Source organism: Mariniflexile sp. AS56 (assembly GCF_030552475.1).
GTDB lineage: Bacteria > Bacteroidota > Bacteroidia > Flavobacteriales > Flavobacteriaceae > Mariniflexile.
This window is the reverse complement of sequence record NZ_JAUPED010000006.1, coordinates 78,696-96,156: the sequence shown is the minus strand read 5'-3', so window position 1 is coordinate 96,156 and position 17,461 is coordinate 78,696. Positions and strand designations below refer to the sequence as shown.

The following is a 17,461-nucleotide window of genomic DNA, read 5'->3' as shown; positions in this document are numbered from 1 at the left end:
TTGATTTGTATTAACGTATTTAATTGTTCCATTTATTGTAGTTATGCAGTCGTTGATCTTTTGGTTTATCATCGAAAAAACGAGCTCCAGCACCTATAACATTGTTATCGCCTAATTCTTTGCGCCCTTCCTCAATTGAAGCCATGAGTTCTTCTACTTTTTCAGGGTATTTTGTTGCCAGATTAATCTGTTCTTCTTTGTCATTTTTTAAATTGTATAACTGAACCTCATCAACAGCATCTATTTTCCGTGCCCACCAACCCATATACTTTGGTTTTTCTGGTCTTGGTAATACCAATTTCCAGTCTTTGTCTCTTACTGCTTGTAAGTGCGTGTATGCATAATAATAGAAATAGTCATGTTGACTTTCTCCATTTTTTAAAATGATATCTGTAAAACTTTTACCGTCTATAGTTAAATCTTTGGGTATTTCAGCGTTTGAAAGTTCAGCAAAAGTTGCAAAAAAGTCCATGGTTGTGGCAATTTCATCACTTACCGTTCCTGCTTCTATTTTGCCTTTCCATTGCAAAACCGCAGGAACTCGAATACCACCTTCCCAGGTTTGCATTTTGTTTCCTTTTAATGGATTGGCACTTCCTGCATGGTTACCTATAACATCTTCTATCCAAGGACCATTGTCTGATGTAAAAATCACTAAAGTATTTTCGTCCAGACCTTGTTCTTTTAAGGTCTTGAGAATTTCTCCCACACTCCAATCGAGTTCTTCAATCACATCCCCATAAAATCCGCCTTCAGATTTTCCTTTAAATTTCTCCGAAGCCCCTAAAGGAACATGTGGCATATTGTGAGCTAAATACAGAAAAAAAGGATTTTCTTTATTCTGTTTAATAAAACTAATGGCTTCTTTTGTGTAGATTTTGGTGAGTTGCCCCATCTCCTCCATCGTATTTATAGTTTGAATGGTATCTCTATTCCTTAATAATTTACATCTGAATGGCGTATCTTCTATCAACTTGGTGTATCCATTAAAGCGTGGTGTTCCAACAAAATAATCAAAGCCCTGTTCATTGGGCATTTGACCTTCTTTTTCGCCAGCATGCCACTTACCAAGGCAAGCGGTTTTATAGTCTTTTGCTTTAAGCATTTCTGCAATAGTGATTTCTTTTGGATGCAGTTGCGTATGAAGAGCTTTCATATTGTTTGGCTCCCCAATTCTTATAGGGTAACTACCGGTAAGCAATGCTGCACGTGAAGGGCCACACACCGTTTGAGCATAAAAGCTTGTAAACTTCATGCCCTCTTTTGCCATTTGGTCTATATTGGGTGTTTTAATATTCGGGGAACCAAAACAACCTAAATCATTATAACCTTGATCGTCTGTTAGGATGATTATAAAATTGGGTTTTTGAGCGTTCATAGAAACGCTCAAAAAACATAATAAAATAAAAGACACAAGTCTAATCATTATTGATTTAATCTAAAATCATTCATATAAAGCAGCTAGCATGAGGTTTCATTTTCTTCTCTAGGAAACTAAAAAAAAGAATATCTCCTTATTTACAGCTATTAAATTGTTTACTTAATTTGTAACCTCACTCCCCCACCAATCTTTGTTAGGTTTCCAATCTGGGCTCAACATTTCTTTACGTTGTTTTTCTAGTCTTGGTAATAATACTTTTTTTTGATGTTCTAACCATTTTTCACGAGCTGCCTTGTCCCATAAAGGATCTTCAACGGCATAATGTGTATCCATAGAATGCAACCAATCTAAAAGTTGGGTTTCCATTTGTTCTGCCATTTCAGGATTGCTTTCTGCAAGGTCGGTACGTTCACCCAAATCTGTATCTAAATTGTATAATTCAGCATGAAGGTCTTCCCAATAATAAACGAGTTTCCATTTTCCTTTTCTAATAATAGAACTTGGTTCGCCACCTTGATTTCCATAATGCGGATAATGCCAATACAGAGGTCTTTCATCTATATTTTCTCCTAATAAAAGTGGTTTTAAACTAACCCCATCCATATGTGCTGTAGGTTTAAGTGGTAAACCCGATAAATCTAACAAGGTTGGATATAAATCTGTACCAGATACAGGTACATTGATACTTGCGCCATCTTGATTCAACCAAGGCACATGAATAAAATATGGTATTCTTATTCCACCTTCCCATTGGTATCCTTTTCCTCCTCTTAAACTAAGTTGATTTGTAGAAAAGTTATCACCAGAAGTAACACCTCCATTATCCGAAGTAAAAACAACAATGGTGTTTTTATCTAAATTTAAATCTTTTAATGTTTGCATTACCGTTCCAATAGCTTCATCTACATGCTCAATTAACCCTGCATAAACCGGATTATCTTGATGTTTTCTAGCAGGAAGTACGCGCTCCATTTCGAAACCCTCTTCAGCGATTCCCATTTTTTCTGCTTTATTTCTGTACTTATTCCATTTTTCTTTTGTGGTTTGTATACCTCCGTGAACGGCATAAAATGACAGGTAGGCAAGAAACGGCTTGTCCTTGTTTGTTTTAATGAATTTGCTTGTTTCATTTGCCAATTTCATAGACAAATTCAGCCCTTTTTCTTCTGGTAAATTTGGTAAATTCGGATTGTTAAATGGAGAAAAATAGCCACCATTAGGGCCACCAGCGTGGTTTCCACCTATATTTACATCAAAACCATGATCTGTTGGTAACGATTTTTGTTCTTCACCACCCAAGTGCCATTTACCCGCAAAAAAAGTAGCATAGCCTTGTTCTTTAAAAGCTTCTGGTAAGGTTACCGAACTAGAATCTAAATGATGTCTAAATTCTGGGGGTAATAATTTGGTATATCGTTTACGTTCTTTCCAAGCTTGCCCACTATTTCTTAATCCTTCAAATTGTGTAATACCATGTCGTGCAGGAGATTGCCCCGTCATTAAACTGGCTCTCGATGGGCTACAAACGGTACAAGCTGCGTATCCATTTGTAAAAACGGTTCCAGATTTGGCGATTTTATCGATGTTTGGCGTTTCATAATACTGGCTTCCCATCACACTTAAATCGGCATAGCCTAAATCGTCTACTAGCACAAAAAGAATATTAGGTTTTGTTGGTTTTTGCACTCCCTTTTTCCCTCCACAGGCCACTAACAAAAGTGAGCATAGTGTAATTGATACTAATTTATTCATTTTTAAATATTTATTTTTTTAATAATCCTATGTATTGTACAAATCTCACTTGGTTTTTCCACCATTAAAGATCATGCCCGTTTCAACTCTCATTTTTTATTCTGGTCTAATCCACATACAATGGCCTCCACCAGGAGCCATTTGTGCTTTTATAAGGTCCCCTTTTTTAACAACGGCTGTTCTTACTTGGTAGGCTTCTGGATTGGTTTTACAATGCGTTTCCGCGGTATCTTCATAAAAAGTTACTTCGTAATTCTTACCTTCCTTTAGGAAATCTAAATTGATAGTAAGCGTTCCTCCTTTTTGATTGTAAACCGAGCCAATAAACCAAGCTTCACCATGCCTTCTAGCTGTTGAAATATAGTCGCCCATTTTAGCATGAAGCACTTTACTTTCATCCCATTTTCCAACTGGCATTTTTTGAATGAATTCGAAAAGATCTGCTTTTTCCTGATAAGCCTCTGGAGCATCTGGTATACACACCAAGCCACTATATATTATTAAGGTACGAGCCGCTTCTGATGCTACCGTAGAAAAATAAGAATCTTGTTTTTTAGGTCCTTTTAGTCTGCTCCCGTTGTTAATTCCAGTTAAATCGAAATTTCCATTATTCATATCTAAGGGCCCTTGAATCGCATTAATTAAAGCCATTTTAATAAAGGTTTCTGGAGTGAAAGCTCTTCTTGAATCTTGTTGCGCATGGCAATACTCCTTCGTTATAGCGTTTGGCAATGTGCGTTCTATACCTGTAAAAGGTACTGGTGAGTCATGGAAATCGACTAATAAATAATTTTCTGCACTTTTTTGAATCGCATCAAGCGTAAAAGAGACATTGTGCCCCATGAAACCATATTTAATACCGCTCATTCCTAAAGATTGGAAATAAGGAAACAAAGCTTCGTCTCCAAAATCACCTTTATGCCTATCGTAATAAAGGATCAACTTAACACCATTGCTCGCTGCATATTCAGACACTGCTTCAAGATCAAGTTCCTCAGGCACTTCAAAATGGCCTTTAGTCACTTTTGAAAACCAATTAGCATCTATTAAAAAGTACTCGATTTCTTTTTCTTCAGCAAAATCAATAAATCGCTTATAGCTTTCAGTGTTTATACCATAGGTAAACCCATCTTTTGTTTTATAATCGTGCACTCTCCAATCCCAAAGTGTTTTCCCTGGGGTTACCCAAGAAGCATCTTCTAATTGGTTGGGTGTTGCTAAATTAAGAGGCACTGTATTGGTTACTAAATCGCCCACACGACTATTAACTAAAATAACGCGCCAAGGTGTTAAGGAAGACTTTCCTGTAAGTTTCTTTTTGTTTGAAGAAGCAACCGTATTTTTCGCTTTATTAAAATTGAATTTTATAACCCCGAATTCAGGAGCTACAAATAAATCAGATTCTAATAGCGATAAAAAAGTGTTTTCCGATTTATCTACTACAATAGGCATCACTAATTTAGGTTGCTTTTCAGCAGATGCTAATTCTTGAACAACAATGGGACCTAAAGGAACATTTTCTCCTGCCGGACAATACAACACATCTGTATTACTTAAATTATACTCGCAATAAAAATTAGCTTCTGCTCCTTCTGAATAACCTTCCAATTGATACCTTAATCCGATACCCTCGTTATAAACACGCACATACAGTTTCGCCTTCGTTTTTTCAATTTCAACATCTAAAACAAGTTCATTGTACTCGTTTTTTATTTCGCTGAATTGCCCCCAAACAGGCTGCCATGTGTTATTTTCTGAGCTTAATTTCGAACTTTTAATTATTGCTGAAGCTTCACTTGATAAAATGGATATTTCTGAAGTGTTTATAAGCGCTTTCCCTTCTTTCAACAATGTATAACTCACCTTATTTTGGTCGTTATTTATAACAACAGATAGTTTGCCTTCTGGAGATTTCACTGTCAAGATGGGCTTTTTATTAGCGCAAGCATTCAGTGTGAAAAACACTATTAAAAGCAGCAGATTGTGTTTTAGTAATGAAAATGATTTAAGATGCATATTATATGTTATTTGTTGAAATTTAATTTAGGAATGCTTTCACTTTAAAAACAAACTATCCGTTTATGATTTATTACTATATCCTTGATTTCTATACTGCTCTAAAAGTAGACTTAGTTCTTTTACAACCTCTGGATGCTCGCTATAAACATTATTTTCTTCCTGTATATCGGTGTCCAAATTATATAAAGTTCCAGCGGCTTCACCATTATTTGGTTCCATCCTTTTAGGTTGAGTAAACCCACCTGAACCCAAATGTTCGGTATATTTCCATGGTCCTTTTCTAATGGAAAACATCCCATCAAAAGCATGATGCACCGTTGCCACTCTTATTGGTTTTTCAACATTCGAGGTATAAGCGGGCCAAAGGTTATAACTATCCTCTGCGCCATTTTCAATTGTAGGCTTGTTTAATAATCCAGCTATGGTACCCATTAAATCTGTTGTACACATCGTTTGGTTGGATTGATGTCCTGCAGGAATAACACCACTCCATTTTGCAATATATGGCACTCTGTGTCCTGCTTCATAAATATCGGCTTTCTGTCCTTTAAAAATATAATTAGCACGGTGTGCATATGCTTGCTTATCTTCTGGTTTCCAGTGCGAACCATTATCTGAAGTCACAATAATTAAGGTATTCTCTAATTTTCCTGCTTTTTCTAAAGCTATAACAACGGCACCCACAGCATCATCTACCATTGTAACAAAATCGCCATAACGCCCTGCTTCCGTTTTCCCATTAGCATCGCCCGTTGGCAACCAAGGGGTGTGTGGTGCTGTTAATGGAAAATAAATAAAGAAGGGGGTTGCTTCATCTTTCTGTGCATCGATATAGGATACTGTTTTCTTTGTAAAATGATCTAAAACATGATCAAACTCAAAACTTGGAGCCTTTTCTCCTGACCTCCAAAAAACACCGCGACCATCTTTATTTTGGTTTTTTCCATCGGTATAATCTGTCGGTAACTCCTCGGCTGTACCATCTTCAAAATATACATAAGGTGGCATGTCTAAAGATGCTGGAATAATGTATGAATAATCGAAACCCAAATTATTTGGTCCCGTGATTTTTTTGTTAAAATCGACATTGCTAAAGCCCTTTTTCATAGTAATAGCCGCACCTGTTTCTTTGGTTTGTAAGCCTAGACCTAAATGCCATTTACCAATACATGCCGTGTTATAGCCATTACTTTTTAGGTAAGAAGCTACAGTAAGTTTATTTTCATCAATTAAAGATGGGTCGTAACCATTTAACACCCCTTTTTTCAATCGGCTTCTCCAAGCATAAGCACCTGTAAGAATACCATATCTTGTAGGTGTGCAAACAGACGAATTGGTATGTGCATCTGTAAAATGCATACCTTCCTCAATAAGTTTATCCATATTTGGTGTTTGAATACCCGATTCTGGATTTAAAGCAGATACATCGCCATAGCCCATATCATCTGCTAGAATATAAACAATGTTTGGTGCATTCGTAGAACTTACTATAGTTTCCTTTTTAAGTCCTTTTTTTGCTTGGCAAGACACTATTAAAATTAATACTAAAAGAACTCTAACTATTTTCATTGTTTTGGTTGTTTTGATTCTGAAAACATGGATTTTTTAAAAATAATACAATTATTGAAGCTGACAAGATTAATCTGTCTGAATACTCTTATTTGGCAACTTACTAAAAAGGCTTTTCCCATTGGTGTTTATAAACGCCTTAATCGCGTATTTTGATTTTTTAGCCAAATCTGAATTGGGTACAAAGACCTCAAACGTTTTTGAATTATGCGACAAGTCTCGACCATGAACCAATTGTTCTTCAACCGTTAAATAGGATATATTCTCTATTTTGAGTCCGTATGAATAGTCTCCATCTAACAGAATATTTTGAAAAGCGACTTTAAACAAAAAGCCATCGTTTTCTTTTTTAACCGACTGAATATCGATTGCGAATTCATCCTCAAAACTTAATAAAGTTGCAGTATTCGGATAAAAATTACTTTCACCAGCAGATGTTTCCGCTTTTACGGTATAGAAATAAACCTGATCATTTTCTACTGAAGTATCTTTATAAAAGGTTGTTTTAATTCCTTCTGCTATTTTTTGATACTTATGAAGTTCTTTCCCTCTATACACATTGTAAGTCGTTTCCGGATGGATGGAATCTTGGGCAAGCCATTTTACAGATACACTACCATCTTCAGCTTTAATGGCCGATACATTTCTTGGACTAAACGGAACCTTTTCAGATAAAACAAGTGTATTTACTTTTGAAAACTGCCCACGACCAAGCCCATTATTCGCTGCTACAGAAAATTGATAAGGAACATCATATTCCAAACCTTCAACCCTATAACCATACACATTATTGGTTTCCACTAAAGTTTCTTGTCCTGATGTTTCATTTAAATATTTAAGCGTATAACCCGATGTATTTGCAACACTTTTCCAAAAAATGGTAGCTGTTGTATTTCTTCTTGATATTTTAAAAATTTCAGGTGTTTCAGGAATACTGTTTTTTATATTAATTTCATTTGAAAACGGACTTACACCTTGTTCGTTCTCTGCACTCATTTTAAAATAATAAGTCGCGTTAGTATTCAAATTATTAATCTCGATTGTGTTTACGGAAGCACCTTCAATCTTAATTGTCTTATTTAAATTTTTAGCATCTTCACCATAAAAAAGGGTGTAATGTTGTACATTTTCAATAGCTCCCCAAGTTAATTTGATGCTTTTAGCAAGCACTTCGCCTTTATAAATAGTTGGAACAGCAGGTTTGGTTACCAATTTGGAAGCCCATTTTGCTACAGAGACACTAAAGGCAGGAATGTTAATTTTACCTGAATTGAAGCTGGACTGTTTAATTTCGGTGTTTTCAACCTCTATGGAATCGGCTGTAATATAACTTACCTCTATTTTTTTATTTAGCGGCACACCATCAATTACAATTTCAAAATCTTTAGATTGATTGGTTCTGTTGGTAAATACTAGATAATCATAACCATTTATACCACGGTAAGCTTGTGTGAAGCAGCCCGTTTCAACAGCGTTTTTTAGCCCTGGAGCCTTAAAAGCACTTGTAATACTAGAGTCGAAAATATAATCGGAATGGTTCGTGACCTTATGGTAAATTTCATAGGCTTTCCCTTCCAAAGTTCTGTTTATACCTGTTAAAATACTATCGGTATTAAGTGTTGTGCCGTTTTTAAAAGCAGCTTCTATCTCATTATTAATATTCTTTTTTGGGGCATATTTACTACTAACTTCATGCGCGCCTACATACCACGTATTTGTATGTTGTAATTGGCGCATCACGTATTCAATATTATAAATACTTGAATAGATTCCGTTTAAGGGTGCGTTCCAAACTCCAAATTCGGTAATAACCATTGGGATATCTTTGGATGCGTACGCTTCAATTTCCTGCATAGCAGCAGGAGACGTAGCTTCTAATAATTTGGTGTTGGCTCTTTTATAAGCGCTTTCTACGGACTCCTTTTTACCTGTATGTGGTGCGTACGAATGTTTAGAAAATACATTCCAATAAGCTCCTTGCTCTTTTTGGTAGCTATTAATTTCTTTCATAAAGCCCCAAATACCATCCCAAGTATTATTTAATGCCAGAAAAGCGTCTGGATATACCTTTTTAATAGCATCGGCATGAGGTTTCATTTTTGCAGCGTAATCGTACCCGTTATTCCACCAATAGCGTTCTCTGTGAGGCACATAAAAATAGGGTTCGTTGCAAAATTGCCATGTAGCGACTTCTATATTATTGTTTTTACAAAAACGGGCCAACTCATAAGTCATTTCTGGTGTTTCGGAAAAACCATTGATTGTTATGATTAATTTCCCATTAATTTCACTTAGTAAATCATATAAATCGATGATGCGGTGCGGACCTTTAATTTCAGTAAACCTATAGCCTTTAAGGTACTGTTTTGGATGGTCGAACATCATGGCATAATCCATATCATACTGCCCTGTAGCACTGCTAAAAGCATCACCCATGGTGCCAGAAAAATAACGAAGCCACCCTGGTTTTAATTCATGTACGACTTGCCTAAAATCTGGATGCAGAAAACTCCAACTTTTATCTGCAATACGCACATTAAATCCGCTAGAGCCCACTTTAATCTCATGACCATTTTTTGTGTCAACATGTATAATTCCTTGATTATTTTGAGCGACTACTAGTTGAAAACAAAGGCTAACAACAACTAATGAAACTAGTTTTTTTAAATACATTATTCCGATATAAACCTTTATTTTTTAATAACTTTTAATGTTCTTGAAACTTGATCACCTTGTAATTTCAACACATAAATCCCTTTAGAAAAAGCACTTAAATTAACCTCAAATACTCTAGCACTATTAGAAATGTTACCACTTAAAATTTGTTGTCCGCTAATGTTATAGATTTCAAATTGGTTGAATGTCGCTATGGGTGCTGCCACCTTAAAGATATCGGAAACTGGATTCGGGTACACAGAAACAGGAATCGTTTCTTTATCATTAACAGACAAACCTGCTTCTGCTTCGTAAACTTGTACCTCTGCTAAAGCTAAGGCGTTATTTGAATTTAACTGTATTCTAATAATTTGCCCTTGAACATTACCTGCATTAACTACAACCGAAGGATCTGGAGCTATTGTATATGTTTTAGAAAAGGTAGTTGTTCCGCTAGCATCGATAACATATACCGTGAAATCCGACATTCTATTTTTACAGCAAGAATCTGTTCTATTAAAAATTTTAATATCATCTATTCTTTTATTCGCTCCAAGGTCAACTTGCCACCAAGGATTTTCTTCAACATTGGTAAGTGAAATAGATCCGTTTCCAGATGCAAAGCTACCTGCAGTATTTCCATCAATTGCACGAGACGCTTCCATATTCCAATCATGATTTGTTGATGATTGTGATGCTGTACCGTTAACTGCGATATTAACGGGTATCGTATAGTCTTTTAGGTATAAAAGCATTTGATTTTGTGCCGCTGGGTTTATAGACCCATCGGTTAAACTAATGGTATTCCATGAATTGTATAAAACCAAGCCGTCAACTTTATTCTCAATGGCTTTTTCTAATCGTGTTCCGTTATCTTTTGCATCATTATGGTTCACTTCAGAATCCCAAACAGGAAAACCTTCAGCCTTAGCCAAAGCTATAAAGCTAGACCATTGGTTATGATTAAAACCTAAATTATGGGTTGCTGCAACAGTAATATAATCTGCAATAGCAGTATTCTGCAACATGTCAATTCCCGCAGGAAGCCCCCAAGTACAAGGTCCTATTAATTCTGCACCGTTTACACCATGATTATAAAGTCTTTGATATATTTCATTGATTTGACTGATACTCCAAGTACTATTAGTTGCCCTTCCATCCTCATTAAATGGATTTATCCATTTACATCCTGGATATTGATTTGAAAATTGTATGACTCTATTAACCAATTCATCGGTTGCAGCTTGAACACCATTTACAGATGACTCTGCACCTTCATTAGAACCATTTCCATTAAGTCTATTATTTGCTACTCTATGGCCTCCACCTCCTTGGGCAGGGTTTGCAAAAATATCAAAACCTTGAGCCAAGGCTTGATTATAAAAATAATCCATCATTGATTTGTTAGGATTAAGATCGACACCATCAACACCTCTTCCAAAAAGCGGGATACGAATACCGTTTACCTTCAATTTAGCAAAACCTTTAAGTAAATTATCTGCTTTTTCTATGGTTGTAATTTGATTTGTAATAAATGCTTGCTTTGTATCACCTAGCACATAATCCATATCATTAGTATAAATAGTTTGGCTAAACGAGTTAAAACTAAGACATCCCGTTACCAAGGCAAATAAAATAACTTTAATACTTTTTGTGTAATTTTCTATTCTCATTTTTCTGAAATTTAAGTGAACTTTGAGGTCTGTTTTTAATCGGTTTTGACCAACTTAAAACATCGAACTACTCATTTTACAAACACCCTTTTCCGTTTTTTTAAATAGGAAAATAGGTGTTTTAGCTCTTTAACACAAAGTAAACATTTTCAGAGCTTTCTAAATTCTCAATTATGGAGTCAATTTGTTGCTAAACCATTGCTTTCTTATTGAATTCAAGCTAATAACATAGAATCCTACTCAAACAAAAAAAGCAGCATCCATGATAGATGCTGCTTTGTTAATTGTGTACTAGTAAATAGACGTTCTCTTAAAACTAATTCTTAATAAGCTTATGGATTTTAGAAGATTCCGCTCCCATTAATTTTAATATATAAATACCTTTGGATAGCTCACCTAAGTCAATCACTATTTCAGACGCATCGTTTGAAATTTTATGACTTAACATTTTCTGTCCATTAATGTTGAATACTTCATATTGATTATATATGGATATAGGTGCTGCCACCGTAACACTATCGGAAGCCGGATTTGGATAGACCCTTACTTCAACACCTTCACTATAATCAGCTATGGATAATTGTGATTCTGGAGCAAAAACTTGTACTTCTGCTATTGCTAAGGCCGCTGTTGCATTTAATTGAATTTTAACAATTCTACCAGTTACATTACCTGTTTCAACTACCTGTGCTTGATCTGGAAAATCTGTGAAAGTTTCAGAAAAAACTTCTGCACCACTAGTGTTTGTGACTGTCACTGTAAAATTAGACATATTGGCTTTACAACATCCATCCGATCTATTAAATACTTTAATAGATCCTATTTCTGTATTAGAACCGAGATCTAGCTGCCACCAAGGGTTTGTTTCACTACTTGTTAATGAAATCGATCCGTTTCCCCCCGAAAAGCTCCCTGCAATATCACCATCAATGGCACGAGAAGCCTCCATATTCCAACTTGGATTTGTTGATGACTGTGTAGCTGTACCAGTAAGTGCAAGGTTAACAAATGGCTTTAAATACTTAGACATATAGACTTCATTAAGGTCGCCTATTTTTCCATTATTGATATTAATGGTATTCCCAGAATTGTATATAACTAAGCCATCTACTTCATTTGCTATTGCCGCATCAATTCGTGAAAGACCTCCATTATTACTGTTATTCACTTCAGAATCCCAAACAGGTAAAGGATTGGAAACACCTCCAGTTGTATTCGCATTTGCTAAGGCAATAAAATCGGGCCACCTCCCGTGATTAAAACCTAAATTATGGCTTGATGCCACAGTAATATATTCACCGATATTGGTTTGTTCCATTACTAATATAGACGCTGGAAGCCCCCAAACACATGGCCCTATTAACTCAGGAACATTTGGAATTTGGCCGTTAGCAAAATACGATTCCATGTTTGCTTTAACGCCACTATAGATCGCATTCATTTGCGCTGCACTCCAAGCATCTCCAGGTTTTCCATCTTCATTAAAGGGATTAATCCATTTAAGTCCTGGGTGGTCTAATGCAAATTGAGAAACCACATTAATAACGGTTGCGGTTGCATTCGGATTGTCTCTGGTTGTAATTAAATCTGCGCTTTTTAGAGAACCACTCGCTATTCTACGTGCCCCAGAATCTTGTGCTGGATTCGCAAAAACAGGAAACCCTTGAGCAAGAGCTTGTTCGAAAAAATAGTCCATTATAGCTGGTTCTGGGTTCTCACCTATTGGAAAAATAGGAATACGTATTCCATTTACCTTCATAGTCTTAAATCCCGTTAACAAATTATCTGCCTGCGCTTGTGTTGTCACTGCCCCTGTAATGAAGCGTTGCTTTGTGTCTCCTAAAACATAATCCATGTCGTTGGTATAAATAGTCTGGCTAAATGCCTTAAAATTGAAGCAACCTAAAATTAAAACAATACCTATTATTTTAATTTTATTCACATGTAATCTTTTCATCATTTTAATTAATTTCATTTTGTTGGTTTTCACACTTTAAATCCACTTTAGATCTTGTCCTGTTCTTTTATAAACGTAAACCTTATTGAATTATAAATTTTTTAGTAAAAACCCCCAAACTAGATTCTATTTTAACAATATATAAACCACTAGACAAGCGGTTAACATTTATTTCAGTACTAGAGTCAGACACCTTATTTACAAGCTGCCCTGAGGTGTTGTAAATACTAAGTTCTATTCTACTGTTTTTGATTTCATCTGAATAAATCAAATTTAAAAAACCATTTGACACTACTGTTTTTGAAACCAAAACATGCGTTGACATCGCATTGTTATTTACAGATAGTTGTTCGCCTTGTGCATAGGACTCCTGACTGTAAGCTAATGGTGATGTATGATCTCTATACATGATGCCAGAACTACTTAAGGTTACTGGATTACGAACAGTCATTAAAGAATAAACCGGTTTATCTGGTTGCCAAGTAAATACAGCATAACGCTCTATAAAACTAGTGTTATCTAACATATTCATATAAGATTGCAACCCATCTCTTGCTGCCTCATTTGAAGCAGGTTGATCGGTCCAAGTTGCTCCATAATTAAATTCCTTAATCCAGATAGGACGTTGCCATTTATCATGAATAGCTTTCAACCAATTGTAAAAATTTGCAGGTGAGGTTTTTTTATAATAATGAACTACAATGTAGTCTACACGATATCCTGCAGCTTCAGCTTTGGTCATAAATTCATCACGCCATACGCCTCCTTTTGCATTATCTTTATTTGCTGGTGAACCTAAACGTAAACCAGAAGCGAGCATATCTTCATATTTTTCAATAGCTCTATCTACGGTCATATTTGCTTGCTCTGATCCATCGGGTTCGTTAAAAGACATATAATGTGAGATGTCCATTCTATTACCTAAACTTATTGCGTTAGCAACAGAACCTCCACTCCATTGATTTGGAACAAATTTGGCATCACCCACATCTGAACCTGAAATACTCCAGTTATAATGCCACGAATTATCAAACTCAACTATAACATCTGTACCTTTTCCAGCCATTCCTTTCTTTTGCACATTAAACCATGGCGAAACACGAATGAAAGAGGCTTTCTTTTGTAAAGTTGCTGGTAAATTAATTGCTAAATCAGTATCGGCGGCTATATATACTTTACTTACTCCCGTACCGTTTATATTTTCTGCAAAAGTGACCATATATCCTTTTTCTAAAGTAAAAGAAACTGCCCAATCATTATAAGCGCCTAAATCACCATTATAGTAACCACAATACATTTCATGTTCTTCACCAGCAAAATTATAAGCCTCATAAATTTTAAGAACTGGATCATTTACTCGAGACCCTTCAAAAATATCTTGAGCTATTTGCAGGTCTGAAATAGACGTGTCAATGGTATTTGAAGCAGAATCACAATCTGAAAGTACCGTATTAGCATCATTTATTTCCAATTGAAAAGCATCAACAGCAGACTGTGGATATTGATTATAACTATCTCCAATAGATGCAGATGCCAATAAATTTTCAGCAGCAGCCACATTGCTCGTTAATTGCAATCTGTTGGCTTCTCCACGTAATATCGATATATTATCGAAATAGAATTGCCCATTATTGGCGTACATATAAATTAATTGGATATCAATTTTAGTAACATCTTCGGCTAATTCTAAAAAAGGGATATCGGCCGCCATTAATATGCCGTCACTATAAATATTTACTTTTTTATTTGTAAAATCAACTTGAGTAGAAAGTGTGTAAACGGTATTCGTTTTAAAACTTACTTCTGGTGTTCCAGGAATAAAACCACTAGGAACGCCACCTTCCATGATTGTAGCATATTTTATAGTCGCTGGTCCAACACCTACAGCAATACTAGATAAGTATTTACCTGTTGATGACACCAAGTGAATTTGACAATTCACAGAATTACGTGAAGCAGATACATCAAAAGAAAAGGCCAAATCATTAGAAGTAGGACTGAATGTGCGATACGCCGAAGGCTTGGTGGTATTGTGGTTAAATTTCAAATTACCGCCCTCTACAGTAACACGCCCCGAGGTGTTGTATTCGGTCCAGCCACTTGGTAAAGCTCCGTCCACTTCAAACGTATCGTCAACAACACTACCACAGGTAGTTGTTTGAGCAAAACCAGAGATGGTAAAAAATAATATAATTAGTAGTGTATTTAATTTTCTCATAATCTGATCTTATTGATTAACTATAATTTTTTTTGTCACATTTGTTTCCGAAGAAATGAACTGAATGAAATAAATGCCATTACTGAACTTAGAAACATCAATTTGTTTAGATGCATCATTTAACTTTTTTAATTCTTGTCCTGAACTATTAAAAATTCTAATTGTAGTATCTTTTGAGAAGTAAGAGTCTCTATAGTTAACCGTAATTATACCTTTTGTAACCGGGTTTGGCGAAATGCTTAACCCTTTATCTCTATCAAAATCGGAAGTACTTAATTGGCCTTGCGCATACACTTCTTGAATGTATGAGGGATTTTGTGATTCAAGGTCTCGATAAAATTGCCCCGTGATATTCAGTTCGCCATCAGTTATACCGCCTATACCGGAAGCTGCACCAAAGAAATAATACCAATTGTAACGTTCAACAAAATCTGCCCCTTCAAGAACTTCAGTTAAGCCCTTTATATTAGTGTAACCTTGTTCTACTGTAATATTTGCCGACCCCATATTTGGGTTTCCATAGTTGTATTCTGTTACCCATATCGGAAGATTATATCGGTCATGAAGACCTTTAAAACGTTCCAAGAAGCTAGACTTTGAACGACGCACATAATCATGAGCTGGAATAAAATCAACACGGTAACCACGTGCTACACACCCGTCCATAAATGCTTTAATCCAAGAATCTTCATTAAACGAATCATTTGTTGAACTATATTGTACATTCTCAACACCAGGAGCACCCAGTCTAAGACCAGAAGCCAAAAGTTTAGGGTAAGCATCCAAAGCCTCTTCTACCGTTAAGTTCGATTGTCCCGAGTTATCCGGTTCATTAAACGCCATGAGATTATTAAAGGACATGTTCTCCCCAACTGCTTTCATCTTTTCAAGCGATGTCCAATTATCAGACTTACTCCACGCCATTGGAACAAATTGCACTCCTGAGCTCTGACTAGGCGATTCCAAGCCCCAGTTATAATGCCAAGTAGTATTATAGTTATCTGCCGAACTCCATTTTATATCGCCTCCTAAACTTCCTTTTTTACCTACAGGAAACCAAGGACTCACACGAATGAATGAAATAGAACGCTGCAAATCTGCAGGCAAGTTAATCTCAATAGCATGATCTTGAGCAATATATATTTTACTAACCCCTAAGCCATTCACATCTTGAGCAAACGTTGCCATATACCCTTTTTCAAGCGTAAATGAAACAGCCCAATCTTCATAGGCTCCTAAACCACCATTGTAATAACCACAGTATATTTCGTGTTCTTCACCTGAAAAATTAAAACCATCGTACACTTTAAGAACCGGATCATTTACTCGAGACCCATCTAAAATATCTTGAGCCGCTTGAAGATCTGACATAGATGTATCTATAGTATTTGAAGCGGAATCGCAATTGGCAAGTACTGCATTAGCATCATCAATTGCCAGTTGAAAAGCATCAACAGCAGATTGTGGGTATTGATTATAGCTAGTGCCAATAGATGCAGATGCTACTAAATTTTCTGCAGCATTTACGTTGCTAGTTAATTGTAATCTGTTGGCCTCTCCACTTATCAAGGAAATATTATCGAAATAGAATTGCCCATTATTGGAATACATATAAATTAACTGAATATCAATTTCAGCAACATCTTCTGCCGTTTCTAAAAAAGGAACATCAGTTGCCATTAGTTCACCATTACTGTAAATATTTACTTTTTTTGAAGTAAAATCTACTTGCGCAGAAAGCGTATAAACGGTATTCGTTTTAAAACTTACTTCAGGTGTTCCTGGTATAAAACCACTAGGAACGCCACCTTCCATGGTTGTTGCATATTTTATAGTCGCTGGTCCTACCCCAACGGCAATACTAGATAAGTATTTACCTGTTGACGACACCAAGTGAATTTGACAATTCACAGAATTACGTGACGCAGAGACATCAAAAGAAAAAGACAAATCGCTAGAAGTTGGGCTGAAAGTACGATACGCCGAAGGCTTCGTGGTATTGTGGTTAAACTTCAGTTTACCTCCCTCAACAGTTACTCGTCCCGAGGTATTATATTCTGTCCAGCCATTTGGCAAGGCTCCGGCTTCCTCGAAAGTATCATCTACTTTAGTGCCGCAAGGATCCGTTTGAGCAAAAGAATTCATAGCACAAAAAAGTGCGAATGCATAAAGTAATTTAATTTTCATAAAGTATAGTTTAGTTTCTTTTTAAATCTTAATTATAGATTTATAAAATG

The 17,461-nt window shown here is 35.9% G+C and carries 9 protein-coding genes; all 9 read right to left on the bottom strand.

The genetic code is table 11. The features are described 5' to 3' along the window. Positions 1-19: 19 nt before the first annotated feature. Positions 20-1,378 carry a sulfatase gene (locus tag Q5N74_RS09205; protein ID WP_304388492.1) on the bottom strand — a complete coding sequence of 453 codons (1,359 nt, stop codon included), beginning with the start codon at positions 1,376-1,378 and terminating at the stop codon, positions 20-22. Between the two features lie 162 nt (positions 1,379-1,540). Continuing rightward, entirely contained in the window at positions 1,541-3,133 is a 1,593-nt protein-coding gene (locus Q5N74_RS09200) for a sulfatase (protein ID WP_304388491.1), read from the bottom strand. 96 nt (positions 3,134-3,229) lie between these two features. Next, positions 3,230-5,050, bottom strand: coding sequence for a glycoside hydrolase family 97 protein (locus Q5N74_RS09195; RefSeq protein ID WP_304388601.1), 1,821 nt, complete (start codon positions 5,048-5,050; stop codon positions 3,230-3,232). A gap of 162 nt (positions 5,051-5,212) precedes the next feature. Continuing rightward, positions 5,213-6,721: an arylsulfatase gene (locus Q5N74_RS09190; protein WP_304388490.1), complete on the bottom strand. Its 1,509-nt coding sequence runs from the start codon at positions 6,719-6,721 to the stop codon at positions 5,213-5,215. Between the two features lie 69 nt (positions 6,722-6,790). After that, a complete protein-coding gene (locus Q5N74_RS09185; protein WP_304388489.1) occupies positions 6,791-9,394 on the bottom strand; it encodes a fibronectin type III domain-containing protein in 2,604 nt (867 codons plus the stop codon). 17 nt (positions 9,395-9,411) lie between these two features. Beyond that, on the bottom strand, positions 9,412-11,049 hold the full coding sequence (locus tag Q5N74_RS09180; protein ID WP_304388488.1) for a discoidin domain-containing protein: 1,638 nt from the start codon (positions 11,047-11,049) through the stop codon (positions 9,412-9,414). Positions 11,050-11,365: 316 nt separating this feature from the next. Then, a complete protein-coding gene (locus Q5N74_RS09175) occupies positions 11,366-13,024 on the bottom strand; it encodes a T9SS type A sorting domain-containing protein (RefSeq protein ID WP_304388487.1) in 1,659 nt (552 codons plus the stop codon). A 64-nt stretch (positions 13,025-13,088) separates the two neighbouring features. Further along, positions 13,089-15,224, bottom strand: a complete 2,136-nt coding sequence (locus Q5N74_RS09170; protein WP_304388486.1) for a glycosyl hydrolase — start codon at positions 15,222-15,224, stop codon at positions 13,089-13,091. A gap of 9 nt (positions 15,225-15,233) precedes the next feature. Beyond that, positions 15,234-17,411 carry a glycosyl hydrolase gene (locus Q5N74_RS09165; RefSeq protein WP_304388485.1) on the bottom strand — a complete coding sequence of 726 codons (2,178 nt, stop codon included), beginning with the start codon at positions 17,409-17,411 and terminating at the stop codon, positions 15,234-15,236. Positions 17,412-17,461: the final 50 nt, after the last annotated feature.

What these genes read in the sequence shown, in the direction of transcription:
- Q5N74_RS09200 (WP_304388491.1), bottom strand. Translation starts at nt 3,133, where the DNA reads ATGAATAAATTAGTATCAATTACACTATGCTCACTTTTGTTAGTGGCC.
- Q5N74_RS09190 (WP_304388490.1), bottom strand. Translation starts at nt 6,721, where the DNA reads ATGAAAATAGTTAGAGTTCTTTTAGTATTAATTTTAATAGTGTCTTGC.
- Q5N74_RS09185 (WP_304388489.1), bottom strand. Translation starts at nt 9,394, where the DNA reads ATGTATTTAAAAAAACTAGTTTCATTAGTTGTTGTTAGCCTTTGTTTT.
- Q5N74_RS09165 (WP_304388485.1), bottom strand. Translation starts at nt 17,411, where the DNA reads ATGAAAATTAAATTACTTTATGCATTCGCACTTTTTTGTGCTATGAAT.
- Q5N74_RS09205 (WP_304388492.1), bottom strand. Translation starts at nt 1,378, where the DNA reads ATGAACGCTCAAAAACCCAATTTTATAATCATCCTAACAGACGATCAA.
- Q5N74_RS09175 (WP_304388487.1), bottom strand. Translation starts at nt 13,024, where the DNA reads ATGAAATTAATTAAAATGATGAAAAGATTACATGTGAATAAAATTAAA.
- Q5N74_RS09180 (WP_304388488.1), bottom strand. Translation starts at nt 11,049, where the DNA reads ATGAGAATAGAAAATTACACAAAAAGTATTAAAGTTATTTTATTTGCC.
- Q5N74_RS09170 (WP_304388486.1), bottom strand. Translation starts at nt 15,224, where the DNA reads ATGAGAAAATTAAATACACTACTAATTATATTATTTTTTACCATCTCT.